Annotated in this window: 31 protein-coding genes; 13 read left to right on the top strand and 18 right to left on the bottom strand. The window is 34.7% G+C overall.

The genetic code is table 11. The annotated features are described in order from the left end of the window. Positions 1 to 18 precede the first annotated feature (18 nt). Positions 19 to 957: a LysR substrate-binding domain-containing protein gene (locus FJ651_RS07280; RefSeq protein ID WP_140989850.1), complete on the bottom strand. Its 939-nt coding sequence runs from the start codon at positions 955 to 957 to the stop codon at positions 19 to 21. 102 nt (positions 958 to 1,059) lie between these two features. Here FJ651_RS07280 and FJ651_RS07275 point away from each other — a divergent pair, with 102 nt between their 5' ends. Further along, positions 1,060 to 1,539, top strand: coding sequence for a Dps family protein (locus FJ651_RS07275; protein ID WP_140989849.1), 480 nt, complete (start codon positions 1,060 to 1,062; stop codon positions 1,537 to 1,539). A 105-nt stretch (positions 1,540 to 1,644) separates the two neighbouring features. Here FJ651_RS07275 and FJ651_RS07270 read toward each other — a convergent pair whose 3' ends face one another. The 7 genes from FJ651_RS07270 to FJ651_RS07240 form a co-directional block, all read right to left on the bottom strand. Continuing rightward, positions 1,645 to 2,058 (bottom strand): DUF2141 domain-containing protein, encoded by a 414-nt coding sequence (locus tag FJ651_RS07270; protein WP_140989848.1) that lies wholly within the window; start codon positions 2,056 to 2,058, stop codon positions 1,645 to 1,647. A gap of 179 nt (positions 2,059 to 2,237) precedes the next feature. After that, positions 2,238 to 3,569 carry a DUF58 domain-containing protein gene (locus tag FJ651_RS07265; RefSeq protein WP_140989847.1) on the bottom strand — a complete coding sequence of 444 codons (1,332 nt, stop codon included), beginning with the start codon at positions 3,567 to 3,569 and terminating at the stop codon, positions 2,238 to 2,240. Then, the gene (locus FJ651_RS07260; protein ID WP_140989846.1) at positions 3,569 to 4,633 is read right to left on the bottom strand and encodes an AAA family ATPase; all 1,065 of its coding nucleotides are present in this window, start codon (positions 4,631 to 4,633) and stop codon (positions 3,569 to 3,571) included. The genes FJ651_RS07265 and FJ651_RS07260 overlap by 1 nt, the downstream gene beginning before the upstream one ends. Then, positions 4,633 to 5,976, bottom strand: coding sequence for a DUF4350 domain-containing protein (locus FJ651_RS07255; RefSeq protein WP_140989845.1), 1,344 nt, complete (start codon positions 5,974 to 5,976; stop codon positions 4,633 to 4,635). The genes FJ651_RS07260 and FJ651_RS07255 overlap by 1 nt, the downstream gene beginning before the upstream one ends. Then, on the bottom strand, positions 5,976 to 6,758 hold the full coding sequence (locus tag FJ651_RS07250; RefSeq protein WP_140989844.1) for a hypothetical protein: 783 nt from the start codon (positions 6,756 to 6,758) through the stop codon (positions 5,976 to 5,978). Before FJ651_RS07250 ends, FJ651_RS07255 begins: the two co-directional genes overlap by 1 nt. Next, entirely contained in the window at positions 6,751 to 7,677 is a 927-nt protein-coding gene (locus FJ651_RS07245) for a hypothetical protein (protein WP_140989843.1), read from the bottom strand. The genes FJ651_RS07250 and FJ651_RS07245 overlap by 8 nt, the downstream gene beginning before the upstream one ends. Continuing rightward, positions 7,643 to 8,653 carry a stage II sporulation protein M gene (locus tag FJ651_RS07240; protein WP_140989842.1) on the bottom strand — a complete coding sequence of 337 codons (1,011 nt, stop codon included), beginning with the start codon at positions 8,651 to 8,653 and terminating at the stop codon, positions 7,643 to 7,645. The genes FJ651_RS07245 and FJ651_RS07240 overlap by 35 nt, the downstream gene beginning before the upstream one ends. Positions 8,654 to 8,684: 31 nt before the next feature. On the opposite strand from FJ651_RS07240, the gene FJ651_RS07235 reads away from it, so the two are divergent. Both FJ651_RS07235 and FJ651_RS07230 read left to right on the top strand, forming a co-directional pair. Then, positions 8,685 to 9,407: an RDD family protein gene (locus tag FJ651_RS07235; protein ID WP_140989840.1), complete on the top strand. Its 723-nt coding sequence runs from the start codon at positions 8,685 to 8,687 to the stop codon at positions 9,405 to 9,407. Beyond that, on the top strand, positions 9,407 to 10,015 hold the full coding sequence (locus FJ651_RS07230) for a trimeric intracellular cation channel family protein (protein WP_140989838.1): 609 nt from the start codon (positions 9,407 to 9,409) through the stop codon (positions 10,013 to 10,015). Before FJ651_RS07235 ends, FJ651_RS07230 begins: the two co-directional genes overlap by 1 nt. On the opposite strand, the gene FJ651_RS07225 is transcribed toward FJ651_RS07230, so the two are convergent. Then, a complete protein-coding gene (locus FJ651_RS07225) occupies positions 10,012 to 10,686 on the bottom strand; it encodes a peptidylprolyl isomerase (protein ID WP_246085332.1) in 675 nt (224 codons plus the stop codon). The two genes, FJ651_RS07230 and FJ651_RS07225, sit on opposite strands and share 4 nt — an antisense overlap. A gap of 41 nt (positions 10,687 to 10,727) precedes the next feature. On the opposite strand from FJ651_RS07225, the gene FJ651_RS07220 reads away from it, so the two are divergent. Together FJ651_RS07220 and FJ651_RS07215 are read left to right on the top strand one after the other, a co-directional pair. Beyond that, positions 10,728 to 11,372: an NUDIX hydrolase gene (locus FJ651_RS07220; protein WP_140989834.1), complete on the top strand. Its 645-nt coding sequence runs from the start codon at positions 10,728 to 10,730 to the stop codon at positions 11,370 to 11,372. 143 nt (positions 11,373 to 11,515) lie between these two features. Beyond that, positions 11,516 to 12,313: a lysophospholipid acyltransferase family protein gene (locus FJ651_RS07215; protein WP_140989832.1), complete on the top strand. Its 798-nt coding sequence runs from the start codon at positions 11,516 to 11,518 to the stop codon at positions 12,311 to 12,313. 1 nt (position 12,314) lies between these two features. Here the strand turns inward: FJ651_RS07215 and FJ651_RS07210 are convergent, their stop codons facing one another. After that, entirely contained in the window at positions 12,315 to 12,950 is a 636-nt protein-coding gene (locus FJ651_RS07210; protein WP_140989830.1) for a hypothetical protein, read from the bottom strand. 4 nt (positions 12,951 to 12,954) lie between these two features. After that, on the bottom strand, positions 12,955 to 13,449 hold the full coding sequence (locus FJ651_RS07205; protein WP_140989828.1) for an RNA polymerase sigma factor: 495 nt from the start codon (positions 13,447 to 13,449) through the stop codon (positions 12,955 to 12,957). A gap of 161 nt (positions 13,450 to 13,610) precedes the next feature. Between FJ651_RS07205 and FJ651_RS07200 the strand changes: the two genes are divergently transcribed. Then, positions 13,611 to 14,333 (top strand): energy transducer TonB, encoded by a 723-nt coding sequence (locus FJ651_RS07200; protein WP_140989826.1) that lies wholly within the window; start codon positions 13,611 to 13,613, stop codon positions 14,331 to 14,333. Between the two features lie 61 nt (positions 14,334 to 14,394). Here FJ651_RS07200 and FJ651_RS07195 read toward each other — a convergent pair whose 3' ends face one another. Beyond that, positions 14,395 to 14,952, bottom strand: coding sequence for a thioredoxin family protein (locus tag FJ651_RS07195; protein ID WP_140989824.1), 558 nt, complete (start codon positions 14,950 to 14,952; stop codon positions 14,395 to 14,397). Positions 14,953 to 14,995: 43 nt separating this feature from the next. On the opposite strand from FJ651_RS07195, the gene FJ651_RS07190 reads away from it, so the two are divergent. Then, positions 14,996 to 15,331, top strand: coding sequence for a tRNA-binding protein (locus FJ651_RS07190; protein WP_140989822.1), 336 nt, complete (start codon positions 14,996 to 14,998; stop codon positions 15,329 to 15,331). A 2-nt stretch (positions 15,332 to 15,333) separates the two neighbouring features. Here FJ651_RS07190 and FJ651_RS07185 read toward each other — a convergent pair whose 3' ends face one another. The 3 genes from FJ651_RS07185 to FJ651_RS07175 form a co-directional block, all read right to left on the bottom strand. Beyond that, positions 15,334 to 17,838 (bottom strand): M14 family metallopeptidase, encoded by a 2,505-nt coding sequence (locus tag FJ651_RS07185; RefSeq protein ID WP_140989820.1) that lies wholly within the window; start codon positions 17,836 to 17,838, stop codon positions 15,334 to 15,336. Between the two features lie 111 nt (positions 17,839 to 17,949). Continuing rightward, positions 17,950 to 18,336: a PUR family DNA/RNA-binding protein gene (locus FJ651_RS07180; protein WP_140989818.1), complete on the bottom strand. Its 387-nt coding sequence runs from the start codon at positions 18,334 to 18,336 to the stop codon at positions 17,950 to 17,952. A gap of 59 nt (positions 18,337 to 18,395) precedes the next feature. Next, the gene (locus FJ651_RS07175) at positions 18,396 to 20,153 is read right to left on the bottom strand and encodes an ABC transporter ATP-binding protein (protein WP_140989816.1); all 1,758 of its coding nucleotides are present in this window, start codon (positions 20,151 to 20,153) and stop codon (positions 18,396 to 18,398) included. Between the two features lie 128 nt (positions 20,154 to 20,281). Here FJ651_RS07175 and FJ651_RS07170 point away from each other — a divergent pair, with 128 nt between their 5' ends. From FJ651_RS07170 to yajC, 4 genes are all read left to right on the top strand, one after another. Further along, complete coding sequence (locus FJ651_RS07170) at positions 20,282 to 21,388, top strand: Glu/Leu/Phe/Val family dehydrogenase (RefSeq protein ID WP_140989814.1); 1,107 nt, start codon at positions 20,282 to 20,284, stop codon at positions 21,386 to 21,388. A gap of 105 nt (positions 21,389 to 21,493) precedes the next feature. Continuing rightward, positions 21,494 to 22,438 carry a transcription antitermination factor NusB gene (nusB, locus tag FJ651_RS07165; RefSeq protein ID WP_246085331.1) on the top strand — a complete coding sequence of 315 codons (945 nt, stop codon included), beginning with the start codon at positions 21,494 to 21,496 and terminating at the stop codon, positions 22,436 to 22,438. Between the two features lie 118 nt (positions 22,439 to 22,556). Further along, positions 22,557 to 23,036, top strand: a complete 480-nt coding sequence (locus FJ651_RS07160; RefSeq protein ID WP_140989812.1) for a DUF1573 domain-containing protein — start codon at positions 22,557 to 22,559, stop codon at positions 23,034 to 23,036. 5 nt (positions 23,037 to 23,041) lie between these two features. Then, positions 23,042 to 23,329 (top strand): preprotein translocase subunit YajC, encoded by a 288-nt coding sequence (gene yajC / locus FJ651_RS07155; protein ID WP_140989810.1) that lies wholly within the window; start codon positions 23,042 to 23,044, stop codon positions 23,327 to 23,329. A 57-nt stretch (positions 23,330 to 23,386) separates the two neighbouring features. On the opposite strand, the gene pepT is transcribed toward yajC, so the two are convergent. Then, positions 23,387 to 24,628, bottom strand: a complete 1,242-nt coding sequence (gene pepT, locus FJ651_RS07150; protein ID WP_140989808.1) for a peptidase T — start codon at positions 24,626 to 24,628, stop codon at positions 23,387 to 23,389. A 109-nt stretch (positions 24,629 to 24,737) separates the two neighbouring features. Between pepT and FJ651_RS07145 the strand changes: the two genes are divergently transcribed. Both FJ651_RS07145 and FJ651_RS07140 read left to right on the top strand, forming a co-directional pair. After that, complete coding sequence (locus FJ651_RS07145; RefSeq protein ID WP_140989807.1) at positions 24,738 to 25,763, top strand: quinone-dependent dihydroorotate dehydrogenase; 1,026 nt, start codon at positions 24,738 to 24,740, stop codon at positions 25,761 to 25,763. Between the two features lies 1 nt (position 25,764). Continuing rightward, positions 25,765 to 26,379, top strand: a complete 615-nt coding sequence (locus tag FJ651_RS07140; RefSeq protein ID WP_140989805.1) for a LysE family translocator — start codon at positions 25,765 to 25,767, stop codon at positions 26,377 to 26,379. A 7-nt stretch (positions 26,380 to 26,386) separates the two neighbouring features. Here FJ651_RS07140 and FJ651_RS07135 read toward each other — a convergent pair whose 3' ends face one another. Both FJ651_RS07135 and FJ651_RS07130 read right to left on the bottom strand, forming a co-directional pair. After that, positions 26,387 to 26,710, bottom strand: coding sequence for a type II toxin-antitoxin system PemK/MazF family toxin (locus FJ651_RS07135; RefSeq protein WP_140989803.1), 324 nt, complete (start codon positions 26,708 to 26,710; stop codon positions 26,387 to 26,389). Beyond that, complete coding sequence (locus FJ651_RS07130) at positions 26,701 to 26,946, bottom strand: AbrB/MazE/SpoVT family DNA-binding domain-containing protein (RefSeq protein WP_140989801.1); 246 nt, start codon at positions 26,944 to 26,946, stop codon at positions 26,701 to 26,703. Before FJ651_RS07130 ends, FJ651_RS07135 begins: the two co-directional genes overlap by 10 nt. Between the last annotated feature and the right edge of the window lie 28 nt (positions 26,947 to 26,974).

The following is a 26,974-nucleotide window of genomic DNA, read 5'->3' as shown; positions in this document are numbered from 1 at the left end:
CCAGAAATGGTCGCTTTTTTATTGGGCCGTCGGACTGATAATTTTTACATTTTGAAATGCAATTGCCCCGCGAACAACGCCTGAAATTACTTTTTCTAATGCTTCTATAATTTGCATTTTCAGTTCGCTTTTATGATAGATGATGCCCACTTCTCTCGCCGGTGTTGGCTCTTCAAAATGTTTGAGATTTACACTTAGTTTTTCCTTTATATCTAAGGTGTGTAAATAGGGTAGAAGCGTCATTCCCAAACCTTCATTAGATAATTTTATGAGCGTTTCAATACTACCACTTTCTATTTGAAATTTATTTTCAATATTTTTCTTGAATGACTTACATAAGTTAATAACGCCTTCTCTAAAGCAATGGCCGTCTTCCAAGAGTAATACATCTTCAATGTCTAAATCGGAGGCTTTAATTTTGTCTTTTTGATGTAATCTATGATTTTGAGGAATATAGGCTACAAATGGCTCGTAGTATAAAACACGTTCTTTTATTGATTCTATGGCCAATGGCGTAGCAACAATGGCCGCGTCTAAATGTCCTTCATTTAATCTGTCTATAATTTCTTCGGTGGTAAGTTCTTCAATTTTTAATTTAACTTTTGGATATTTATGGATGAAATTATTCAAAAACATAGGCAATAAAGTTGGCATGATGGTAGGAATAATTCCCAATCTAAACTCGCCGCCAATAAATCCTTTTTGCTGGTCTACAATATCTTGAATGCGTTCGGCTTCACTTACAATATTTCTTGCTTGATCTACAATTTTTTTACCAACCTCGGTGAGTTCTATGGGTTTTTTATTTCTGTTAAAAATAATCACATCAAGCTCATCTTCCAGTTTTTGAATTTGAGTACTTAGTGTTGGCTGGGTTACAAAACACTTCTCTGCAGCTTTTGTAAAGTTTTTTTGCTCAGCAATGGCTAAAACGTATTGAAGTTGGGTAATGGTCATGACTATTAATTTAGACTATAAAAATATAAAAAGTATTTATAAAAACTATGAGGTATTGAGGAGAAAATTCACTATCTTTAAGTAATTAAAAAACATATTATTATGACACTGAACAGTATTGGATTAAAAGAAAATAAAGCTAAAGATTTAGCGAATGATTTAAACAACTTATTGGCAAACTTTCAAATTTACTATCAAAACTTACGAGGTGTACACTGGAATATTAAAGGAAAACGTTTTTTTGATTTACATGCAAAGTTTGAAGAGCTTTATACAGACGCCAACCTTAAAGTTGATGAAATTGCCGAACGCATTTTAACCTTAGGTACCACGCCATTACATACGTTTGAAGATTATTCGGCCATCGCGAAAGTACCGGTTGGTAAAAATGTTTCTGAAGATGAAATAGCCGTAAGGTTAATTGTTGATTCTTTAACTGCCTTACTTAAGATTGAAAGACAAATTTTAGATAAATCAGACGAGTTGAATGATGAAGGTACCAACGCCATGATGAGTGATTTTATCACCGAACAAGAAAAAACGGTTTGGATGTTGAAAGCCTGGTTAGGCGAAAGTGTTTAACATCAATATATTTGCAAACCAATTGTACTATTAAACCTCACAGTCCTAAAATTTAAGGATTGTGAGGTTTTTTAATTTAAAGAAAATGAATGTTTTTGGCGAGAATTAAAATCTAATCGTGAGATTTAAGTCTTTATCATTAACTGTGAACTTGGCTTCATTAAATTGTGGCGGACCAAAACTCATTGGGTTGTTAGATAATCCAAACGATTCTTTTGGCATGCCACTGGCTTCAAAATCCATCATATAATTTTCGTTTTCATCGTGCATTGCGAGTATGGCATAGTCTCCGGGTTTGACGTTTTTAAAGACCAATATAACTTTCCCGTTTTCAATAGTACTTTCTAAATTGTCAAGTCCGTCAGCTCTCATAAAAGTTTCGCTGTTGTGCAAACCAAGCAGTACTTTACCGTCGTTATTTTTAATGTTTTCTATAGTTACGGTAATCGATATACCCGTGTCTTGAGCATTGCCTGTTAAACCTAAACTCAAAGCTAAAATTGTAATTAATAAGCGCATAATGTTTGTTTTTTAAATTAGACAGTACAAAGATGCGCTCAGATCTTCGTGAAATTAAATTGTTCTTACCGAGTTGTTATAAATTCAAGATGAATTGTTATCTAGTTTTATCTACTCTCGAGAAAGTTTAGGAAATGTTGAATTTGTTATTTGGAATTTGTTATTTGGAATTTTAATTTCTATAACAACCCTCTCGCTTTTATCTCAAGATACTTATTGATGGTGTTTACGGTAAGATTTTCAGGGGTTGTTAAAATTGATTGTATACCGTGTTTAAGCAGTTCGTTGACAATTAATTTTTTCTCGTAGATAAATTTTTCTGCTATGGTTTTTTCGAATATTTCTCTGGTGTTTTTGGCTTCTTTCTTGGTAAGTTTATCTAATTCGGTATTTTCGAAAAAGATAACCACCAACAAGTGGTTTTTAGCCATGGCTTGTAAATACGGTAACTGTCTGTGTAGCGCGTCTAAGGTTTCAAAATTGGTATAAAGCAATAATAAACTTCTTTGAGAAATACTGCGCTTTACATCAACATAAAGTCTTGAAAAATCAGATTCGGCAAAGTCTGTATTGATGTTGTAAAGGGTTTCCAGTATCTTGTTCATCTGCGTTGGTCTTCGCTCTGCAAGTACTTTATTTTCCACCTTTCGGCTAAAGGTAAACATTCCGGCTTTGTCCTGTTTTTTAATGGCTACATTACTTATTACCAAAGTGGCGTTGATAGCGTAATCTAATAAACTTAATCCTTCAAAAGGCATTTTCATGACTCGGCCTGTATCAATCACGCTATAAATTGGTTGAGATTTTTCGTCTTGGTATTGATTAACCATTAACTGATTGCGTTTGGCGGTTGCCTTCCAGTTAATATTTCTAATATCGTCGCCAATAACATAATCTTTTATTTGCTCAAACTCCATGGTATGCCCGATACGTCTTATTTTTTTGAGACCACTTTCAAAAATTTTATTTGAAAAGGCCAGTAACATATATTTACGCAATTGTAAAAACGAAGGGTAATTTGGTACCATGGCATTATTACCAAATTGGAATCGTCTCGCCGCTAATTTAATGGGTGAGGTTACATAAATATTCAGATTCCCAAAATGATATTCGCCACGCTGCAAAGGTCTTAACGTATAGTGAATGTTCTTTTTCTGCTGAAGGTTTAAGGTGGTTAAAATATCAAAATCGCGCCTTTGATATTGAAAGGGCAACTCGTCTATAAGCAGTAATTCAACCTTAAACGGGTACTTGTTTTTTACCGAAATATGAATAGGATTATCGTCACCATTACTCAATTTTTCAGGTAAATTTCGGCTGGCATCAATGCCTTTCTGCTTGAATAATAAAAACAAATCAAAAATTACCAACCCTGCAAAAACAAAAAACAGCGTGTTTACAATTACAAATAAACCCGGAAACAAATACGCCAAAATATAGGCCACCACAAACAAAGTAACGGCTAAAAAGAATCTGGATTCTAAATATGTATTTTTAAATAATTGCTTCACTAACGCGGAATTTCAATGGTTTCCAAAATTTGGTCTATTACTTTATCTACAGTAAAGGCTTCCATTTCACGTTCTGGAGTTAATACCAAACGGTGTTTTAAGATGGCACGGGCACATCTTTTAATATCGTCTGGCGTTACAAAGTCTCTGCCATTAATAGCTGCATTGGCTTTTGAAGCATTTAAAATTGCAATCGAAGCTCTTGGCGAAGCCCCTAAAAACAAGTTGGCGTTGGTACGGGTATTGTGAACAATAGCAGCAATATAATTAAGCAAGTGCGACTCTACAATCACCTGCTTTACCAGTTCTTGATAGTGCGTAATTTGCTGGGCTGAAAGCACCGGTTTAACGCTGTTAAAATCGAATTGATCCTGACGTTCGTGATTTTCAATTAAAATTTGAATTTCATCTTCTAAATTTGGATAATCTACATCTATTTTAAATAAAAAGCGGTCTAATTGCGCTTCGGGTAGACGATAGGTGCCTTCTTGCTCGATGGGGTTTTGAGTAGCAAACACCAAAAATGGTGGTTGCATCTCGTATTTGGTGCCGTCCATGGTTATTTGTCGTTCGGCCATCACTTCAAACAAGGCAGCTTGCGTTTTAGCAGGCGCACGATTGATCTCATCAATTAAGATTAAATTTGAAAAAATTGGACCTTTTTTATATTCAAATTCGTTGGTTTTGATATTGAAAATGGAGGTTCCTAAAATATCACTCGGCATTAAATCGGGCGTAAATTGAATACGACTAAAACCAATATCCATTGTTTTTGCCAGAAGCTTGGCTGTAATGGTTTTTGCAACTCCGGGAACACCTTCAATAAGCGAGTGACCATTGGTAAGAATTGAAATAATTAGAAACTCGATCATTTCGTTTTGACCAACAATGAGTTTGCCAACTTCACTTTTTATTGCAGCCACCGCTTCCTGTAAAGGCCCAAGGTCGAGCCTGCTTTCAAAATTACTGTCTTTGGTTTCGACTGTTATTTGATCTTGATTACTTTCAGTTTGGTTATTGTTATCTTGCGACAGCTCTTGGTTGTTATCTTGTTGTTCTTCCATTATAAATTGGTTTTATTAAATAATTCTATTTTCTTGTTAAGTTCTATGAGTTCTTTTTCGGTATGTATTGATTTGGATTTTAAAAACATTATATAATCTACAAGTGTTTTTGTGTCTTCTTTTGTATTAGCCGATTTAATGGCCAATTTGTTTTGAAACTGTTCATTTAAGATATTGGTATCTAAATAGTAATGTGATCTTACAAATTCTAGGAAAAACTCAATTTTCTTATTGATAATATTGCTAAAATCGCCATTTTGGTAATACAAATCGCCAATGGTTTGGGTAAAATCTACCGTGGCATTTTTTAAGGGTTCAATAATAGGAATCACCCGTTGTTTGCGTTTGCCTCTAAAGATTACAAACATTAAAAGCCCAAACATGACCATGTAAAAAGCCCATTTTAATGATGGATTAGAGAGTATATAACGCAACGGACTCCCAATAACGCGTCTGCCACTTTTGTAATAGTTATCCCAAATAATGGTTTGCTGCGGTAAATAAGCTAAAATACCGGCAGCATAATCGGCTTTATCTTTTAACATGTGGTAATTGGTAAATGCAAAAGGATTGGTATGTATTAAAAAAGCACCACCATTATTGCCAACCGGCATTTTTATATAGTTGATTTTGTTTTTTGAATAGTCGAAATCGTCGTAATGATAGCTATCGTAATCATCTTCATAATCATCATCTTCAGGTAATTCTTGTGTGTCATATTTACCATCTGGATTTTCTAAAAAGAGTTGTTTGTCTTCATTCAAGTTCTTTAAATATTCAACTAATTCTTCATCGGCAAATTCAAAAGTTCCCAAAACTACAGCATTGGTAGTGTCAATGGATGTGAAAAAGCTATTTTCGATAACATCTTCAAATAACTTTTCATTTGGTTTTAATCGCGGATTTGTAAAACTTTGAAGCGTTGGTTCTTTGTAAAATTTGTTATAACCACTATGGAAATCGAGTTTAAAGGTATCTAATAGTTTTGAGTATAAATATCTTGTACTAATAAAAACCGTATTGCCTTTGTTTGCAAATTCCAATAATTCATCTGAAAGCTCATCGTCTAAATTGATGTAATTGTTCACCAGAAACAGCGTTTGATTTTTAGTGGTGTCTACCGTTTTGATAAATTCATAAAGGTTACTTTCAGAAGATTCTATATTAAAAGTTGAATGATTTTTAAGTTCATTATAAAGTACATAACAACCTAATGGTATTTTATCTGAAGCTGAATATGAGTCTCTCCAGTTGAGCGCTTTTGGCTTGGTTACCTCGGCAACAATCATTAGCAACAAAACAAAGCCAATGGCATAAAGTGCTATTTTGGAAGTTTTATCCATTAATTTTTTGCTTTTTGAAGTTGCACAAAATACTGTTTGTTATACTCAAATTGGTCGTGATTTACCGTGAATTCGCCATACCACACATAATCATACACATACGATACTTTTTTAAATAATTGTTGTGTTTCGGTATTTTTAATTTCGTTGAGGTAATCGCTGTTGGTTTTATCAAAATGCCATTCAATAATATTGTTTTTAGATAGAATTTTAAGGGATTTTAGATATAAAAATCTGGTGGCTAATCTAAAATTACCTTCGTTAATTGCTTGGTTAATTAGTTGGTCAAAATTAACTTCGGTAATGTTTTCTTCGGTGTAGTTGAAGGTCTCTATCGATGTTTCTTCGGTTTTAAAGACACGGTTCATTGGGTTTTCAACCAAAAACCGAATCAAAAGGTATAGAGCGCCAATACCCAGCAAAGCGTAAATAATTATCTCTAGCGTTTTGTAATCGACAAAATCTATATTAATGCCGAAAACATCACTAAGCCAATTAAAAAAACGCTGTAAAAGTCGCTGCAACAAATTGATGCCACCTGTATCGTTAATGTCATAGTTAAAGTCGCTCCCTTTATAACGTTCGTTAATGGCTTCTTTAAAAGGGGTTACCTCGACTTGAGACGAATCGGTTTTAATCTTGTTTTGTGTGAGGCTATCGACTAAGCCAGTGTTTAGTTTAATATCTAAATCTGTATTCACCCCACGGTTTAAGTGGGTTTTAACTACATGGGTTGAATATGAACGACCCTTAAATATCAAGTCAAAAACCGTCTTAATCATTAATACCAATTTGCTCAATTTTACCTTTTAAATAGGTGTTGTGTTTTTGTTCATAAAGGTTGTAATACAAGATGCCATAAGAAATTTGAGATAAGGCTTGTGTGAAAATAAAACTCAAAATAAACATGGCAAAACTTATGGTAAAAATAACACTTGCAAAGTTACTGGTGGCAAAATCAATATCAGCATCAATTGAAAAAAACAGGTATATGCCAATTATAAATCCTGGAATAGTAGACATCAATGCGGTAATCATCAAATTTAAAATGCCAATTACCAATCCGTATAAAATTACATTCCAAAAGTTTGAAAGCGTAAAATCCCATGCCTCGCCTATGGCTGCTCCGGCGCCTTCTCTGTTAGTTGCTTTAAACATTGAAATAAAGGATAACCCAAATAAAGCGGTTAGTGTAAAATTGAGTCCGTATTGCACAATCAATCCAATTAAAGGAATAAAAGACACCACAATCGAAATTATTAAATAAACCAGATAAGTCACAAAACCAATTAAGATGAGCAGGATGATATTACCAATGTTCTTTTTTATTTTATTCCAAACGGGTTTTGAAAGTACTTCACCTTTATTTTCAACATACTCAGTAATAAATGCGCTTGAAAAACTATAATTTATTAAACTGGTAATTAATACCATTAGTACCAAAACAATAACACCACTAATAAGATAGGCATTGCTGTCTATATTACTGCTCATGCCAAATCTAAAATCTCTACTGGCAAGCCCCATAAAACCTGTAACCAATAGATAAGAAGCAATTAGTGTGAAAATAATGCTAATTGCATTGTATTTGAGATACAAGTTGACAAAATTTTTAAAATTGTACTTTAAGAATTGAAAATAAAGATTGATAATATCGCCAAAGCTGTTACGCGTTCTGAGTTCTAAATAGGGTTTGTTCACTTAAATGATTATTTTTAATTTGAGGGATTGCCTTATTCAATAAAATTGGATATGCAATATAGTAATATACAATGATAAACAACGACAAAAATATAATTCCGTACGAAATAAATGAAGGCATTTGTTCACCATAACGGGTAATAAATCCTTCAATAAATCCGGCTATTATAAAAAACGGAATGGTACTTACCACAATTTTCAATCCATCTTTGGCACCTTTTACAAAAGCTACGCGCCTTGAGTAGGTTTTAGGAAACAAAAAGCTGTTGCCCATTACCAATCCGGCACAGCCTGCGATTACAATCACCGAAATTTCGATAGTGCCGTGCAGCCAAACTGTTGAGGTTTTTTCTAATAAACCATAATTGTAGAAAAAAGTGATAAAAGAGCCAAGCATGATGCCATTGGTTAGCAAAATATAAATGGTTCCAACGCTAAAAATAACACCAAAGGCAAAAGCCAAAATTCCAACTCTAATATTATTAATGGTAATTCCTAAAAATGAGCCCATTTTACTGCCGCTTTTATAAATAGCCATTGGTTCGCCGTTTTCAATGTTGTTAATAGTTGTATTTACATAACTATCGCCCAGAATTAAACGCACAAACGAATCGTCGTTTAGGGTAGAAACCACACCAATTAGAACTGCACCCATAAAAATCAAAAAAGTGTAAAGTAAAGTGCTGTGATATTGTTTAAAAAATAGCGGGAATTCGTATTTCCAAAAACTTATAATTTTATTTTTAGACTCTTTTTTGGTGATGTAAATTTTTTGATGTGCCTGAGACGCCAGCGAATTGAGATATAACAAGGTCTTACTATCGGGGTAGTAAGTTTGAGCATAAGACAGGTCGTTGGTGAGTTGAATGTAATACGATGCTAGGTCATCCGGATTAATTTTCATATTATTATTCAAAGCCTTTTCAAATACCAGCCATTTTTCCTTATTTTGCCTCACAAATGCAGCTTCACGCATAAACTTAAAATTTAAACGAATATACTCTGCAATGAGCAATCTAGCAATAAACACAGCCCAAAATGTGAACCTTAATTACAAATTAATTGGATTGGGCGAAAGGTTTGTGGCTTTCCTTATTGATGGGGTTATTTTGTTAACCTACATGACCATTATGGAAAATTTGGTTGAATTTTCAACCTTTATCGACGATGGTTGGAGTAAGCGCGGTTATCTTGGACTCATTTTATTACCGGCATTTTTTTACTCTTTAATTTGCCATATTGCGTTTAACGGACAAACCATTGGAAAGATGATCATGCGCATTCGCGTGGTGCGCTTAGACGGCGCCCCAACCGAATGGTATAATTTAATGGTGAGATGGATGTTGCGCTTTGTTGATATCTGGATTTTCTTTGCCTCAATTGGTGTTACCAGCATTTTGTTATCCGACAAAAAACAGCGCATTGGTGATGCTGCAGCCGGAACAGTGGTAATAAGCGTGAAGAAGAAAGAAAAAATTTCGAATACCATTTTAGAGGAAGTTAAAGACGACTATGTACCGGTATTTTCAAACGTTACTACTTTAACCGATAAAGATGTGCGCATCATTAAAGAAGCCTTTCAAATTGCCCGACGCACCAACGATTTTAAGATGCTTAAATTATTGAGAACTAAAATATGTACCGTATTGTCTATTGAAAGTGATATGTACGACAAAGAATTTATTGGCACCATCTTAAAAGATTATAACTACTATACCCAACAAATGTAATGTTCTTACAAATTATTGATATTCTCGGTACTATAGCCTTTGCCATTTCTGGAGTTTTGGTAGCGCTTAACAAAAAACTCGATCCTTTCGGTGTATTTATCATAGCCTTTGTAACGGCAGTTGGCGGTGGTACCTTGCGAGACGTGCTTATCGGACAAGTACCGGTATTTTGGATGAAAAACCTCACATTTATGTATGTTATTGCCGGAGCTACAATCTTCGCGGTTATTTTTAGAAATAAACTAGATAAACTTAGAAGGTCTCTGTTTTTATTTGATACCATTGGTATAGGCTTATATACAGTTGTAGGAATTGAAAAGGGTATTTTGGCAGATTTACATCCAATTATTTGTATTGCATTAGGTACTATGTCGGCTTGTTTTGGAGGCGTGATTAGGGATATTTTATGCAACGAAATTCCCGTTATCTTCCGAAAAGAAATTTATGCTACTGCCTGTATTGTTGGTGGAATTATATTTTTTATGCTGGAGGCACTCACAAACTTATCAACTGATATATTGTTTTTAATCGTTGGTTTAGTAGTGATTGCAGTAAGATTGGCTGCGGTTATTTTTAAGATTAGTTTGCCAACTTTATATAAGGGTTAATCTATAATCCGCACAGAGTCAATAATGATATTCCGCAATGGCCATTCGGCTCGATCGGTTTTTTGGGCAGCAATTTTATCTACTACATTCATACCATTAATAACCTTGGCAAAGGCTGTATAATCGCCATCTAAATGATAAGCCCCATTCGGTGCCTGAACTATAAAAAATTCATAAGGCGAAGCAAGTTTATAAGGGTTATCAATTTCTGAACTGGGGACAGACGCAATACCTCTATGGTGATTAAAACCATGTCTGGTGTCTTTCGGAATAAGATATCTGCCTATTTCGCCACGTTTTTTACCAACATTAGGATTATCGGTATTACCGCCCTGGATGATGAAGTTATTAACCACTCTGTGAAACTGTGTACCATCAAAATATTCTTTTTTGGTTAAAAAGATGAAATTGGCCCGATGAAAGTTAGTTTCAGTAAATAGTTCTAAATCAATAGTTCCAAAACGGGTGTAGATGCGCACTTTGTTTTCGGGGTTTTCTTTATCGAACATCATGAAAAAATCCATGGCATTGGTGTCAGTGAGTTGAAATGTATCATCACTGTCGTTCGGTTTAACTTTCGATTCAGCTTCAGCTTCAACTTCAACTATTATGCTATCCTTCACTTTAGAATTAGTTATTTCTTTTGAAGTTTTGCTATCTTCACAATTCATAAATATTAAGAGAAGAAACAACAGACTTTTATAATTCATAGATGAAGTTCGATTTTTTTAATGAAAAGGTAAATCAGTTAACGCACTTGCCGCTTCCCGGCGAGAATGCTCAATTTTTAATGTCGCCGCCATACCGCCAAGAGTTGATGAAGTTACGGCAGCAAGTTATAAAAAAATCGAAAAAAGCCGCAGTTTTAGCCTTGTTTTATCCTGATTTTAACGGAGAAACTCATTTGGTTTTAATTAAACGCAAAACTTATAAAGGTGTGCATTCGGCTCAATTAGCCTTTCCTGGTGGAAAGGTAGAGGCCATCGATAAAAATTTTGAGGAAACCGCACTTAGAGAGACGGAAGAAGAAATTGGCGTGTCCAGAAAAAGTATTGAAATCATTAAACCATTAACACAACTTTATATACCACCGAGTAATTTTGAAGTTTTTCCTTTCCTTGGGAAAGTAGCTCATACACCAACTTTTATTAAACAAGAGTCTGAAGTTGAAGATATTTTAGCCGTGTCGCTACAAAATTTTTTAAACGACAGTTGTGTTTGTAAAGTAACCGTACCAACTTCTTACAATATAGAGGTAGAAGTACCTGCGTTTAATTTTGACGGACAAATTGTTTGGGGTGCCACTGCAATGATGATGAGTGAAATTAAAAGTTTATTTCAAAATGTGTTGCAATAGAACAAGATTTTATAGAAATGCAAAAATCTGTTTATTAAGGTTTTATTTATATTTATTTCATTCAAATTAAAATATTAGCGACTTCTTGGGCTTTTAATCGGGTATATCTGATTATTTTTGTAAGGTTATTTTAACATCAGGTAATGAGTTTATTTAAAAAGAATCCGTTTGGTCATATTTTATTTTTAAAATTATGGTTAATTAGAATTATGGGCACTTTAACCCATAGGCGTTATCGTGGTTTTAATGAATTACAAATAGAAGGTTCGGATGTTATTAGAAATCTACCCGATACTAATGTGCTATTTATTTCTAATCATCAAACCTATTTTGCCGATGTTGTGGCTATGTTTCATGTGTTTAACGCCAGTTTGAGCGGCAGAGATGATAATATTAAAAACATAGGCTACCTATGGAAACCCAAGCTAAATATTTATTACGTAGCTGCCAGAGAGACCATGAAATCGGGATTGCTGCCAAAAATTATGGCCTATGCTGGCTCAATAAGTATTGATAGAACCTGGCGTGCCGGAGGTCAAGAGGTACAAAGACAGGTAAAGATGAGCGACATCACCAGTATTAAAAAGGCTCTTGAAGATGGTTGGGTGATTACCTTTCCACAAGGTACAACAACGCCTTTTAAACCAATTAGAAAAGGTACCGCTCATATTATTAAGCATTACAAACCCATTGTAGTGCCAATTGTAATTGATGGTTTTAGACGTTCTTTCGATAAAAAAGGTCTACGAGTTAAGAAGAAAAACATTTTGCAAACTATGGAAATTAAACAACCACTAAACATAGATTACGAAAATGAAACCATCGACCAAATTGTTGAAAAAATTGAATTTGCCATAGAACAGCATCCATCTTTTTTGAAAGTTATACCTCAGCAAGAATTGCTTGAAAAAGAAGAATTGAATAAATTAAGAAAATGGTAATTTAAATTTCCAGCTTTTTCAACTCCTTGTAATTTTTTAATAGGCGTCTAATCAAGATTCCGTAGAGAATTCTATAAAATACCCAAGTTAATAGAACAAACATTAATGTAAAAATCACCATTATACCAATGGAAATTATTATTTGTGTTTGATTAAAACCGTTAAATTGTTCGTATATTACAGGGTCATTTACAATGCCATAATAACTTCCTAAAACCATGGCAGTAAAAGCCATTAATAAATTGTAAATCACATAATATTGTATAATTTTTCTGGTTTTTAAAATGCGTTGCATCAAAACTCTTACACTATCGGTTGCAGTGATGTTTTTATAAGCTTTATACAAAAGATAAATAAACAACAATATGATGGCATAAGATACACTTAGCACTATGTAAAACGTCGTATCATTTTTATAAACCATATTAATTTGTTCTTTGTAAGCATCTGACGAGAAAAATGGAATGGAATTAAGTAAAATCCAAAATATCAACTCGGCAATACTTATATAAAACAATATTTTAACTATTGAGGACGATTTTTTATGCAACATGGCATAAATTTCGTCTACTGAAACTTGTTCAAATTGAGGTTTGCGTTTTCCCCAGTCTTTTTTTAATAATTCTAATTCATCCATAACCTTACGGATTTAATATGGTTTTTAACTTTGTCTTCACTCTGTTCATTTTCACTCTAGCGTTTACCTCAGATATTCCCAGAGTATCACTTATTTCGGCGTAATTTTTATCCTCTAAATATAAAAACACCAAGGCTTTTTCTATATCGTTTAATTGATGAACCGCGTCGTACAATAGTTTTAGTTGTTGTTCTTCGGTATCGTCGTAAGGTTCGGCTTCAATTTTATATTGAATACTGTCAAACTCTTGAGTATTTAAAGTTCGCGTAGATTTTCTATATAAGGTAATTGCGGTATTCAACGCAACTCTGTACATCCAGGTACTAAACTTAGATTCGCCCCTAAACTTCGGAAAGGCTTTCCAAAGTTGAATGGTTATTTCCTGAAACAAATCATTATGAGCATCTTGATTATTGGTGTACAACCTGCAAACCTTATGCACAATATTTTGATGTTTCCCTAAAAGATCAACAAAACTATGTTCTAAACTGTGGTCCAATGCGCTAATTTGGTTAGTGTCTGTTAGTATACAACTTTATGTTTTTGTTACAAGTTGTTCGTCGAATCCTAGTAAAAATAGGCTATTTCATCAAGAACTGATTTATATCATAGTTAAATTTAGAGGTTTAGATTAATTTCATTACATAAAATTTAAGCGTCATGAAATCAAAAAAGAATCCTAATTTAGACGTAGGTCGAAACAGCAGTATTTACTTTGCTGTTGGTTTAAATGTAATGTTATTGCTAACATATTTGGCATTAGAGCATAGAACCTATGAGAAGAGCGATACACTTGTTGATATACTTCAAATGAGTGAGATGATTGAGGAAGACATTCCTATGACAACCATTAATATTCCACCGCCACCGCCACCACCTCAAATTACTGAAGTAATAACGGTTATAGAAAACACCGAAGATATTGAAGAAACTGTAGTAAAGAGTACAGAAATAGGCTTTGATGATGTGATTGAACCGGCAGTTGAAATAAAAGATCTAATAGTAGAAGAAGTAGAAGAAGATATAGTAGTACCTTTTGCGGTTATTGAAAGAGTTCCTACATTTCCCGGTTGTACCGGAAACAACGACCAGTTAAAAGCCTGTTTCCAGGAAAAAATGCAGGAGCACTTAAAAAAGCACTTTAAATATCCCGAAGTGGCCACAGAACTTGGAATTTACGGTAAAGTGTTCGTGTTGTTCCAAATTGATAAAAATGGCCTAGTAACTAAAATTAAAACGCGTGGCCCGGATCAAATTTTAGAAAAAGAAGCCGAACGTATTATAAGTTTACTTCCTAAAATGGAACCCGGTAAACAACGTAACAAACCTGTAGCAGTGCCATACAGCATCCCAATTAATTTTAAGTTGGTTGAATCAAACTAATTTAAAACCAATAGAATTTAACTTAAATCATAGAAAAGAACCAATTTAAATTGGTTCTTTTCTATTTAAACCATTTAATATTACAACCTATACTTGGCTTTTGATTAACATCAACAGGAAAATTATTAATGACCGCATTAATGGCATTTTTTAAATCCAGACCTGTAACAGGTATGTTGTTCCCGGGTCTGGAATCGTCAAATTGACCGCGATATGCCAATTTTAAATTTTTATTAAAAAGATAAAAATCGGGCGTGCAGGCAGCATCATATGCCTTGGCTACTTCTTGAGTTTCATCGTACAAATAAGGAAAAATAAAATCTTCTTCTCTGGCGAGTTGTTGCATTAAATGCGGCGCATCTTGAGGATAATTTTCAACGTCGTTACTTGAAATGGCTATAAAATTGACGCCCTTGTTTTGATACATTTTGGCAGTGGCCGATAATTCTTTGTTGATGTGTTTTACAAACGGACAATGATTACACATAAACACAACAACTGTTGCTTTTTCACCGCGTAGTTGGTTAAGATTTTTAACTTTATTGTCTACCGTGTTTAACAACTCAAAATCTGGTGCCTTGGTGCCTAAAGGCAACATGTTAGAAGGTGTTTGTGCCATAATTTTTTATTTACAATATAAGTAAAAATCGTATTTTTAAAAAATGAATACCGACATTTCTTTTAATGATTTTGAACGAGTAGATATTAGGGTTGGAACTATCATCGAGGTTAAAGATTTCCTGAAAGCTAAAAAACCGGCTTATCAACTCGTCATAGATTTTGGTGATTTGGGAATAAAAAAATCTTCGGCCCAAATTACAGTGCTTTACAAAAAAGAAGAGTTACTAAACAGGCAAATATTGGCTGTTGTAAATTTCCCACCAAAACAAATTGCCAACTTTATAAGCGAATGCTTAGTTGTTGGAGCAGTTAGTAGTCACGAAGTTATTTTATTAAAACCTGAGCATCGCGTTAATAACGGTGCTCAGGTTTTGTAATATTACATGTTGTTAGCGAAAAACACGGCATTCATCAGTAATTTATTGGTACCATACCAAAAGGCTCTAAAGTTGGTATTATCTGTAAATCCAATAACTCGGCCGGAGCGTAATCTGTTAACTTTAAAAGGCACAGTATTTTTCAAAAGTTCTAAATTAGGCTTAGATATATAACCGCTTAACAAGGGTTGATCTGTGTATTGAATGGGGTTATTGTAGCTTTGTTCGTCTGATGAAACAAATAAAGTGGTATCTCTAAACAAGGCTAAGTTGTTGTTTTTATACCCAAAATTTATAGGATGCGATCTGTCTAATTTGGCTTCAAAAATTGCGCCGCCAATTACTTGTGCACCTCTAAAATCTCTTTGCTGTTCAAAACTTATGTTTTTAGCAGTCAAATCCTTTTCTTTGAATTCTATTTTCATAAATTCATTGGTGTTGAACCATCGCAAGGTATTTCTGTAACCTATAAGTGTACCACCATTTTCTACCCAACTTTTTAGTTTGCCGGCTTCAGATTTACCTAATCCCGATGCGTTGGCTATAATGATGGTTGTATAATGATCTAAATTACTGCGATTTAGATTTCTAGTATCTAATTTTGTGATGGGTATTTGATAGCGCGTATCCAATAAATGCCAAATTTCGCCCGCATCGTATGAGCTAATACCATCACCAACTAACAACGCAATATTGGGTTTTTCCAAGGTTCTAAATTGGCCGCTACCTAAATCTATTCCCTCGTTGAGACCTGTAGATACACCATCGAAATTAACATGGCATTCTATTCCAATGTCATCAAGTAAGCTTTTAATATCTCCAGGATTGAGTGATTGATTTTGAATTGGGATTAAAATGGTGCCATAATCATAGGCTTTTCCACCAGATTTAAAAGGTTCCATGCTTACCTTGGCTCTTAATCCTTTACTAAGTATTTGGTAAAGTGCTTTGGGCGAATAATATTCGTGCCATTCCATCAGGTAAGCATAATTACTTGCGGAATTAACCTCACCTTTAGATAAATTTACGGCTGTTGAAAGTTTGTTATCTGAAGGTTTTGCCACATTTTCTTCGTAATCTAAATTAAAAGCCAATGGTAAAGTCCATGCCGAAATATCATAAAACAGACTATCCTGAAACTGGGTTCGTTTTTCGAACATGGCGTTAATCAATCGGGTGTTTTTTTGATTCTTCGGAACAAAATAACTGTGCTGTTTTGCGAATTTTTTACCATTAATAGTCATATCTTCTTCCAAAGCGAACAACTCAATTTGATGGCGTTGTAAAATTTCGGCCAAGTGATAGGCTTTTGCAGCATCTTTTTCATCACCAAAAACAATTCCTTTGTTTCCTGCTTTGGAAGCTTCCTGTCTGGCATTTTTGAAAAATTGATGTTGGTAATCAAGCAAGTCTGTTCTTAGCTTAACAGCAGCTTCTAAGGTAGAAAGTGCGGTGGTGAATTGATTTCTTATTGTAAAAGGAAAGGTTAACAATCCGTTATCGCTTTCCTGAAGATGGCCTCGAGAACTGGCTTGTTCGAAAAGTATTCCAATGCCTCCGTTAATATCTGGAAATGTAGAACCTTTTCCGTAGTAAAAATCGTCGAAACTTTCTCCGGTGTAATAAAACGATCCTATTTTATCCAAGGCCTTAGCGTGAAAGTTGCCAATAGCCATTGTTAAATCCTGATTTTGTTTTGGCGTAAGCGGGTGAACTCTAGACGGGATTCCGGGTTGAAAGAAAAAAGTAGAATTGGTACCCATTTCGTGATGGTCGGTTAATATATTAGGTAGCCAATTGTGAAAGGATTTGATACGTGCCTGAGATTCTGGTAATTGACCAACCAGCCAATCTCTGTTCAAATCAAAGTAGTAATGATTGGTACGTCCACCCGGCCAAACCTCGTTGTACTCACGGTCGTTTGAATCGGAGGTTAAATTCATGTTTCTGTTGGTATTGGCCCAATAGGCAAAGCGTTGAAGTCCGTCGGGATTATAGCTCGGGTCGAATAAAATGACCGTATTTTCCAGTAATTGATTAATCTCGTCACCTTCGGCTGCCGCCAAATAATAAATAACCGCCAGAGCGGCATTTGCACCGCTAGGTTCGTTGCCGTGAATTGAAAAGCCTTGATAAACTACGGTTGGCCTGTTAAAATTTGTTTCGTCGCTTTCAGTAGCGTTTATATGGGTTGTTCTAATAGCTTCAATATTCTCGTGATTTTTTGGGGATGTAACCGTTAAAAGCAGCAGCGGTCTATCTTCAAAAGTATAGCCGCGATTTTCAATAGATATTCTGTTGGACGCATTTGCGACGGCGTACATATACTGCACCATTTTATCGTGGGTAACATGCCATTGTCCTACTTCGTGACCAATAATATCAGCCGGTTTTGGAATATTGGTATTGTAAGAAATGTTCTCGGGAAGGTAGTAGTCTAAAGTAATTTGTGATTGAGAAAATATGTTGAATGTAATCAACAATAGAATTGCTTTAATAAAACGCATTTTGGAGATTTTAGTTGAACAGTTAGTGTTTTTATTTACGAAAGGTCTAAAATTAAAAAACCACCTTTTGATAAGGCGGTTTTTTGTAGTTATTTTAACAAAAGTTGATGGTTATATGTCATCAAAGCTTATGTCTGTAAAACGTTCGGTTGTGGTGGCTTCATCATCTTTTAGCTCACCATTTGAACTAAAATCTTCTTTTTTAAAGTCTTTTTGATGACGTTCGCTAATAACTTCTCCACCTTTTTCATCGAATACAAAATTGGTCATTTCGTCTAGAATATTTTTAAATTCCTCAAAATCTTCTTTGTAAAGGTAGATTTTGTGTTTTTTGTAGTGAAATGAGCCATCATCGTTGGTGAATTTTTTGCTTTCGGTAATGGTTAGGTAATAATCACCGGCTTTGGTAGATCTCACATCGAAGAAGTAGGTTCTTCTTCCGGCTCTCAATACTTTTGAGAAAATTTCTTCTTGTTCATTCATTCCGTTATCACTCATGCGCTGTATTTTTTAAATTTCGCTCAAAATTCTAAAAAAAAAGATAAGTAACCAACAAATTACTTTAATTCTTTTTTACTTATTTGATTTTCAAACATGTTGCGATAGTATCCGTCGGCCGACATGAGCGTTTCATGGCTACCTGACTGTATAATTTTTCCATCTTCAAGCACTATAATTTTATCTGCATTTTTAGCCGAAGAAATACGATGTGTCACAATAATGGTTGTTTTTCCTTTAGAAACTTTAAACAGGCTTTTTAAGATTTTCTCTTCGGTTTCTGTGTCTACGGCCGAAAGGCAGTCATCGAACAAAAATATTTCGGGATCTTTTATAAGTGCGCGCGCAATTGAAACTCTTTGTTTTTGCCCGCCGGATAATGTAATGCCGCGTTCGCCTAAAATAGTTTGATAACCTTTTTTGAACTTGACAATATTCTTGTGTACATCGGCACTTTTTGCAGCAGCAGTTATGTCGTCGATTGTTGCGTCTTCTTTGCCAAACCTAATATTATTTTCTATAGTGTCGCTAAACAAAAAAGCCTCTTGTGGTACGTAACCAATTTGATTTCTTAAATCGTAAAGGTTTAATTGATTGATAGGTGTTCCATCTATTAAAATGTCACCTGCTTCTAAATCATACAATCTTCCAATAAGGTCTAAAATGGTAGATTTCCCAGATCCGGTTTTTCCCATAATAGCTAAAGTTTCACCTTTGTTAACCGAAAAACTAATTCCTTTTAATGCCTTTATATTGGTATCGGGATAGGTGAAATGAACGTTATCAAAGGCAATTTCACCATTTAACTCAGAGTGTTCGTGGTTCAGGTTTTTTATCTCAGGCTCTTGCTTTAAAAATTCGTTAATACGTTTTTGTGATGCTTCGGCTTGTTGCACCAAAGATGTTACCCAACCTAAAGTAGCCACAGGCCATGTGAGCATGTTGACGTAAATAATAAATTCGGCGATAGTGCCAATCTCTTCAATTTCACCATTGATATATTGATTTCCGCCTATATAAATAACCAAAATATTACTGATGCCTATCAATAATACCATTAATGGAAAGAATAAGGCTCTAACCTTGGCTAAGTCTATTTGCTTTTCGCGATTTGAGATTGATAATTGGTTAAAACCGGCCTGAGTTTTTGGTTCAATGGCGTAAGCTTTAATAACCGAAATTCCGCTAAATGCCTCTTGCGTAAAAGCAGATAGTGCTGATAGTTCTTCCTGTACAATCGTACTTTTTTTATGAATAACAGCACTGATATAATAAATTAGAACAGACAACACGGGTAAGGGTAAAATGGTATATAATGTTAGTACTGGTGCGGTGCTGAACATATAAAATAAGGCTACTACAAAAAGACTGATCATGTTGATGGTATACATAAGTCCCGGACCTGCGTAATCTCTAACCCTACTAACATCTTCGGTTATTCTGTTCATTAAATCTCCCGTACGGTTAGATTTGTAAAAGCTAAGCGAGAGTCTTTGGTATTGCTGATAAATTTCGTTTTTAAGATCGTATTCAATCAATCGCGACACATTGATAATGGTTTGACGCATTAAAAATGTAAATAAACCGGCAATAACCGCAGCGCCTAAAAGTAGTAAGATATTAAAAGCCAATTCTTTTTGAAAAACTTCATCGCTAATATCTCCATTAGCTCTACTGGCAACAACATTGATTGAAGCACCTAAAAACCTTGGCGTATAAAGTGTAAAAATTTTGGCGACTATCGTAATAATGATACCAATAATTAATCGGTATCGATATTTGTAAAAATATTTATTGATGTGCTGTAATTCCTTCATTTAATAGTAAGCAACTTTTTATTAACAAATCGTCAAAATATGACTTATGTTATGAAAATAATTCAAAATATAAGCTAATTTTGCAGGCGGTTTTTGAGAATGTCTCAATTACCATTAAAAGTTTTAACATGGCCGTAGATGTTTTAAGTTCTCACGAACTAACTCAGATTGCCCCGGTATTTGGGCAAACTTCATTTGATAACCACGAACAGGTTGTTTTTTGCAACGACAAAGATACTGGTTTAAAAGCAATAATTGGAATCCATAATACAGTTTTAGGTCCTGCACTTGGTGGTACCAGAATGTGGAATTATGCCAGTGAATGGGAAGCTTTAAATGACGTATTGCGTTTGTCGCGTGGTATGACCTTTAAAGCCGCTATTACCGGTTTAAATCTTGGTGGTGGTAAAGCTGTAATAATTGGTGATGCCAAAACACAAAAAACGCCTGAACTCATGAAAAAATTTGGTGAGTTTGTACATTCTTTAAGTGGAAAGTACATCACTGCCGAAGACGTAGGGATGGAAACTTCCGATATGGATTTGGTACGTGAAGTTACGCCTTACGTTACAGGTATTTCTGAAAGTAAAGGTGGCGCCGGAAATCCTTCGCCCGTAACCGCCTATGGCGTTTTTATGGGTATGAAAGCTGCTGCAAAATTTAAATATGGTAGCGAAATGTTAGAAGATAAAATTGTACTGGTTGAAGGCGTTGGCCATGTGGGCGAAGCTCTAGTTGAACACCTTACTAACGAAGGTGCAAAAGTAATTATCACCGACATTAACGAAGAAAGATTACAAGCCGTTAGTGAAAAATATGGTGCCCATATTCATAGAGGTAATGATGTTTTTGAACAAGAACTGGATATTTACGCACCTTGTGCCTTAGGTGCAACCATCAATAACGATACTGTTTTTAAAATAAACGCTGCTATTATTGCCGGTGCTGCTAATAACCAATTGGCTAACGAGCACATACACGGCAAAATACTACATGAAAGAGGTGTACTTTACGCCCCTGATTTTTTGATTAATGCCGGTGGTATTATCAATGTTTACGCCGAATTAGAGCATTACAACCGTCAAGAAATTATGCGCAAAACCGAAAATATCTTCAATACAACACTTGAAATTTTAGAACGTGCCAAAAAAAGTGATATTACAACACATCAGGCAGCACTTAATGTAGCTTTAGAGCGTATAGAGGAGAGAAAAATTGAAAATTTAAAGAAGTAATTACTTAATTCTTTTTGTTTTTGCGCTACTTTTGCACTTTCTATTATTGAAGGTTAATCGTTAATTTATAATCTTTAAAAAGATTACATAGTAAGTTCTTTAAAAATGTTGAACAGAAGACATATTCGTATTAAAGTAATGCAAACCCTTTTTGCGTTAGGTCAAAATGAAATTTCAGAAGGTAATACCGATCAAAAATTTCTTCTAAACAGTATGAGTAATATGTACGATCTCTACTTACTCATGATGTCTTTGTTTATTGAGCTTCACAAGAAATCTGAAGACTATTACAAAAAACTTCAAAACCGAATTTTAGTAGATTCCAACGAACCGGAACCAAGCAGAGTTATTATTAATAACCAGGTTTTGTTAAAAATTTCAACAAATAAATTACTGATTGAAACCATAGCGAAACAAAAAATAAACTATTGGGATTTAGATTTTGAATACGTTGATAAAATCTTCAAACAAATTTTAAAAAGCAAAATCTACCGAAAATATGCCGAGTCAAATAACCACGATTTTGAAAGTGACAGACAATTTGTAGCCGATATTTTCAGAGACATTATTGCCCCTAACGAAAAACTTTACGATTATCTTGAAGATAAAAAACTAACTTGGATTGACGATTTACCAATTATCAACACCAATTTATTAAAGATGCTTAAACAGATCAAACCCGAAAGCAATGATACCTACTTTTTACCTGATTTGTATAAGGATGAAGACGATAAGCAATTTGCAATTCAGCTGTATCAAAAAACATTACTGTACAAAGACGAGCTGAATCTTGAAATTAAGGGTAAAACCACCAACTGGGATTCAGAGCGTTTGGCTGCTGTAGATGCTACTTTATTGACCATGGCTATTTGTGAATTTAAACACTTCCCCAGTATCCCCGTTAAAGTTACCATTAATGAATATCTAGAAATTGCCAAAGAATATTCAACTCCCAAAAGCAGTACATTTATAAACGGAATACTTGATAATTTGGTTAAACAGTATCAAAATAGTAATTCTCTTAACAAGACAGGCAGAGGCTTAAAGTAGTCATTTGAAGCAATGAAAAGCGTTAAGCTCAATACAATTGTTTTAATAACTACAAAATTATTACTACTTTTGGGTTTTAAATGCAACAAATCATACACAATAATTTAAATTTTAAGCAATGAAAAAAGTAATTTTAGGATTTAGCGCTTTATGTTTGGTGTTTACAACTTCATGCAAAGAAGACGCCACAGTAAAGATTAAAGAAGAAAATGTAGCTCAGGCTGCCCAAAGAGATGCTAATGCCGGTAATTTTCCTGTAATTAGCTTCGATAAAGTTGAGCACGATTTTGGTACTCTTGAAGATGGTACACCTGTTGAAACAGTATTTAAATACACAAATACAGGTAACTCAATGTTAGTTGTAAGCGATATTAAAAGTACTTGCGGTTGTACTGTGCCATCAAACTGGACCAGAGAAGTGGCGCCGGGTGAAACAGGTGAGTTTGCAGTAAAATTTAACGGTAAAGGAGCTAACCAAGTTCGAAAAACAGTTAATCTAACTACCAATACAGAAAAAGGCAACGAAAGTGTTAGTATAAAAGCTTTCATTAACCCAAGTGCTAACGCCGGTTCTGCGTCTGTCACTCCAATGCAATAATTAATATGGGTGAAGGAATTGGTTCATTTCTGCCATTTGTAGCAATGTTTGCAGTGGTGTATTTCTTTATGATTGCACCGCAACTTAAACGTCAGAAAAAAGAAAAAAAGTTTATTACTGAACTTAAAAAGGGCGATAGAGTTATCACAAAAAGTGGCATGTATGGCAAAATAGTTGAACTTAACGATAAAGACAACAGCTGTGTTATTGAAACACTAGCAGGGAAAATTAAGTTTGACAGATCTGCCATCTCAATGGAAATGAGTGCTAAGCTACAAGCAAGCGCAGAATAAAATAAAATTATAAATTTTTAAAAAAGCCGTTTCAATTAAACTGAAACGGCTTTTTTATTAGGAATATCGTTGTGCCGTTAGTTCGGCTATTTTGCAAATTACTTCTGTTGCTTTTATCATACTTTCAACAGGCACATACTCGTAACGTCCATGAAAATTATGGCCGCCTGCAAAAATATTAGGGCAAGGCAGTCCCATATAAGACAATTGAGAGCCATCTGTGCCACCACGAATGGGTTTAATTTTTGGCTTAATGCCCAATTGCTTCATGGCTTCTTCGGCTATGTCAACTATGTGCATAACCGGTTCAACCTTTTCTTTCATGTTAAAATATTGATCTTTTATCTCAACCGAAATAATTTCATCTCCATAACTGGTATTTAAATCTTGAGTCAGTTGTTGCATCATTTGTTTTCTGGCTTCAAATTTATCCCTATCGTGATCTCTAATAATGTAATGCAATTTGGTTTCGTCTACTTTACCTTCAATTTGGTGCAAATGAAAAAATCCCTGATAACCTTCGGTGTGTTCTGGTGTTTCTAATCGGGGTAATGAATTGATAAAGTCGGTTGCCATGTACATCGAGTTGATCATTTTCCCTTTGGCATAACCGGGATGTACAATTTTTCCTTTAATGTGAATGACTGCGGCGGCGGCATTAAAATTTTCGTATTCTAATTCACCAATTTCACTGCCATCCATGGTGTAAGCCCAGTCTGCACCAAATTTTTTGACGTCAAATTTATGAGCACCTCGACCAATTTCTTCATCAGGCGTAAAACAAACTTTAATGTCGCCATGTTTAACTTCGGGATGATGGATGAGGTATTCCATGGCACTTACAATTTCTGTAATACCGGCTTTGTCATCGGCGCCTAATAGGGTAGTGCCATCAGTTGTGATAAGAGTTTGGCCTTTGTATTGGAGTAAATCATCAAAATAATCGGGCGATAAGACTATATCTTTCTCAGCATTTAAAACAATGTCCTTACCGTTGTAGTTTTCTATAATTTGAGGTTTAACGTTGGCACCTGTAAAATCGGGAGAGGTATCAAAATGTGAAATAAAACCTATTGTGGGAACTTTTGCCTTGATGTTAGACGGCAGTGTTGCCATGACGTAGGCATTGTCGTCAATAGAAACATCACTCATACCAATACTTTTTAGTTCTTCAAACAGTTTATTGGCTAAATCCCATTGCTTTTTGGTGCTTGGAGTTGTTTCACTATTTGGGTCAGACTCCGTATCAATGGTAACGTAACTTGTAAAACGTTTAGTGATGGCTTCTTTTGAAATCATAATCGTGCTTTTCATCAAAAGTATACAACCTAAAATTAAGTTACAACACTTCGCCGGCTTTCTTTTAAATTCTGTGCTTTTAAGTTACTTTTGTAGGCAATTTGTAGCCATGTACCAGTTTTTAATTAAGCCATTATTATTTCAATTCGACCCTGAAAGGGTACATCATTTCACCTTTTCGTTTATTAAATTTATTTGTAAAATTCCGGGTGTAAAAAGTATTTTAAAATCGGTTTACATTTTAGAACATCCATCTTTAGAGCGAGAAGTTTTCGGAATAAAATTTAAAAATCCGGTTGGTTTGGCAGCCGGTTTCGATAAAAACGCCGAATTGTTTCAAGAATTATCCTTGTTTGGTTTTGGTTTTATTGAAATAGGAACGGTAACCCCCAAACCACAAGATGGCAATCCTAAAAAGCGTTTGTTCAGACTTAAAAAAGATCAGGCCATTATCAACCGAATGGGTTTTAACAATGAAGGTATGGATGCTGTGGTTGAAAGATTGAAAACAAATTCAAATGTTTTAATTGGCGGAAATATTGGCAAAAATAAAGTTACACCCAACGACGAAGCCGAAAATGATTACAAACTTTGTTTTGAGGCACTTTTTGACGATGTAGATTATTTTGTAGTGAATGTAAGCTCACCAAACACACCCAATTTGCGGGAACTTCAAGATAAGGAACCACTCACGAGACTATTAAATTCGCTTCAACAACTCAATCTTACAAAACCAAAAGCGAAGCCTATATTATTAAAAATTGCTCCTGATTTAACCAATGAACAACTTCTAGATATTATTGATATTGTAAAAGTTACCGGAATCGCCGGAGTGATAGCCACCAACACAACTATTAGTCGCGAAGGTTTGCAAAGTGAAGATAAAGCCGAAATGGGTGGCTTAAGCGGAAAACCATTAAAATTGCGCGCCACCGAAGTCATTCGATTTTTACATCAAGAAAGTAAAGGTGCTTTCCCTATTATAGGCGTTGGCGGTATTCATTCGGCTGAAGATGCGCTTGAAAAACTGAAAGCCGGTGCCAGTTTGGTTCAATTGTATACCGGATTTGTGTATGAAGGTCCGGCACTAATTAAATCCATCAATAAAGCCATTTTACAACAAACTCAATCATAAAATGAGTTACGAAACTTTAATTTCATTCGCCTTTGCTACGGCAGCTTTGGCCATTTCTCCCGGACCTGATAATATCTACGTGTTGGTTCAAAGTATTACCAATGGAGTTAAATATGGTATGGCAACTGTGGCAGGACTTATTTCGGGATGTATTGTGCATACTTCATTGTTAGCGTTTGGACTGTCGGCGATTATAAAAAATAATACTTCTGTTTATACGGCTATCAAAATATTTGGAGCCGCTTATTTGTTGTATCTGGCCTTTAAAGTATTTAAAAGTAACGAAGGTATTTCGTTAAGTGGCGATGCTCCTAAAAAATCGTTATGGCAGTTGTTTAAGCAAGGTGTTGTTATGAATGTTCTTAACCCAAAAGTCACCATTTTTTTTCTGGCTTTTTTTCCGGGATTTTTGTTTAGTGATGATTTGAGTAAGGTGGTTCAGTTTTATGTGTTGGGACTTATTTTTATGGCAGTGTCTTTTGTTATTTTCTCAACCATAGCGATGGCTTCAGGTACTATTGCCCGGTTTACTGTTAACAATAAAAGAATCAATGTTTTTTTTAAATGGTTGCAAATTTTGGTGTTTGTTGGAATTGCAGTTTATATTTTACTGTAAATAGTTATCAATCAACATAAGTCTCTTTAATTATTTCTTTACATTTATCAATTTCGGAGTCATTTAATTTTTCAAATGTTTTTATGATTCTCGATTTATCAACCGTACGAATTTGATCAATCACAATCATACCTTTTTTCCCGTTGTGATTCACAGCAACTCTTGTAGGATACTTTTTAAGATTGGTGGTCATAGGTGCGAGAACAATGGTGTTTAAATTCCTATTCATTTCATCAGGTGAAATAATAACACAAGGTCTTGTTTTTTTTATTTCGCTACCTACGGTTGGGTCCAGGTTGACAAGAACTATTGCATATTGGTTTAGCTCCATTCTTCTAAATTTTCATCTTCAAAAATATCGCTCATCAAAAGTTTATCATCTCCGCTTTCGTTCATTTTTTTAAATGCCTTATCCCAGTTTTTGCGTGGGCTAGGAATTGGTTTCAGAATGATATGACCCTTTTCCAGAATAAGTTCTACCTTATCTTTAATATTGTATTTTTCCAAAATATTCTTGCTGAGGCGTAGACCTTTTGAATTTCCTATCTTAATAATTGCGGTTTCCATGATGTTAAATTGTTATTACAAAGTAAAT

The sequence above is a fragment of the Paucihalobacter ruber genome, assembly GCF_006494535.1.
Lineage (GTDB): Bacteria > Bacteroidota > Bacteroidia > Flavobacteriales > Flavobacteriaceae > Paucihalobacter > Paucihalobacter ruber.
This window is presented reverse-complemented; position numbering and strand designations above follow the sequence as displayed.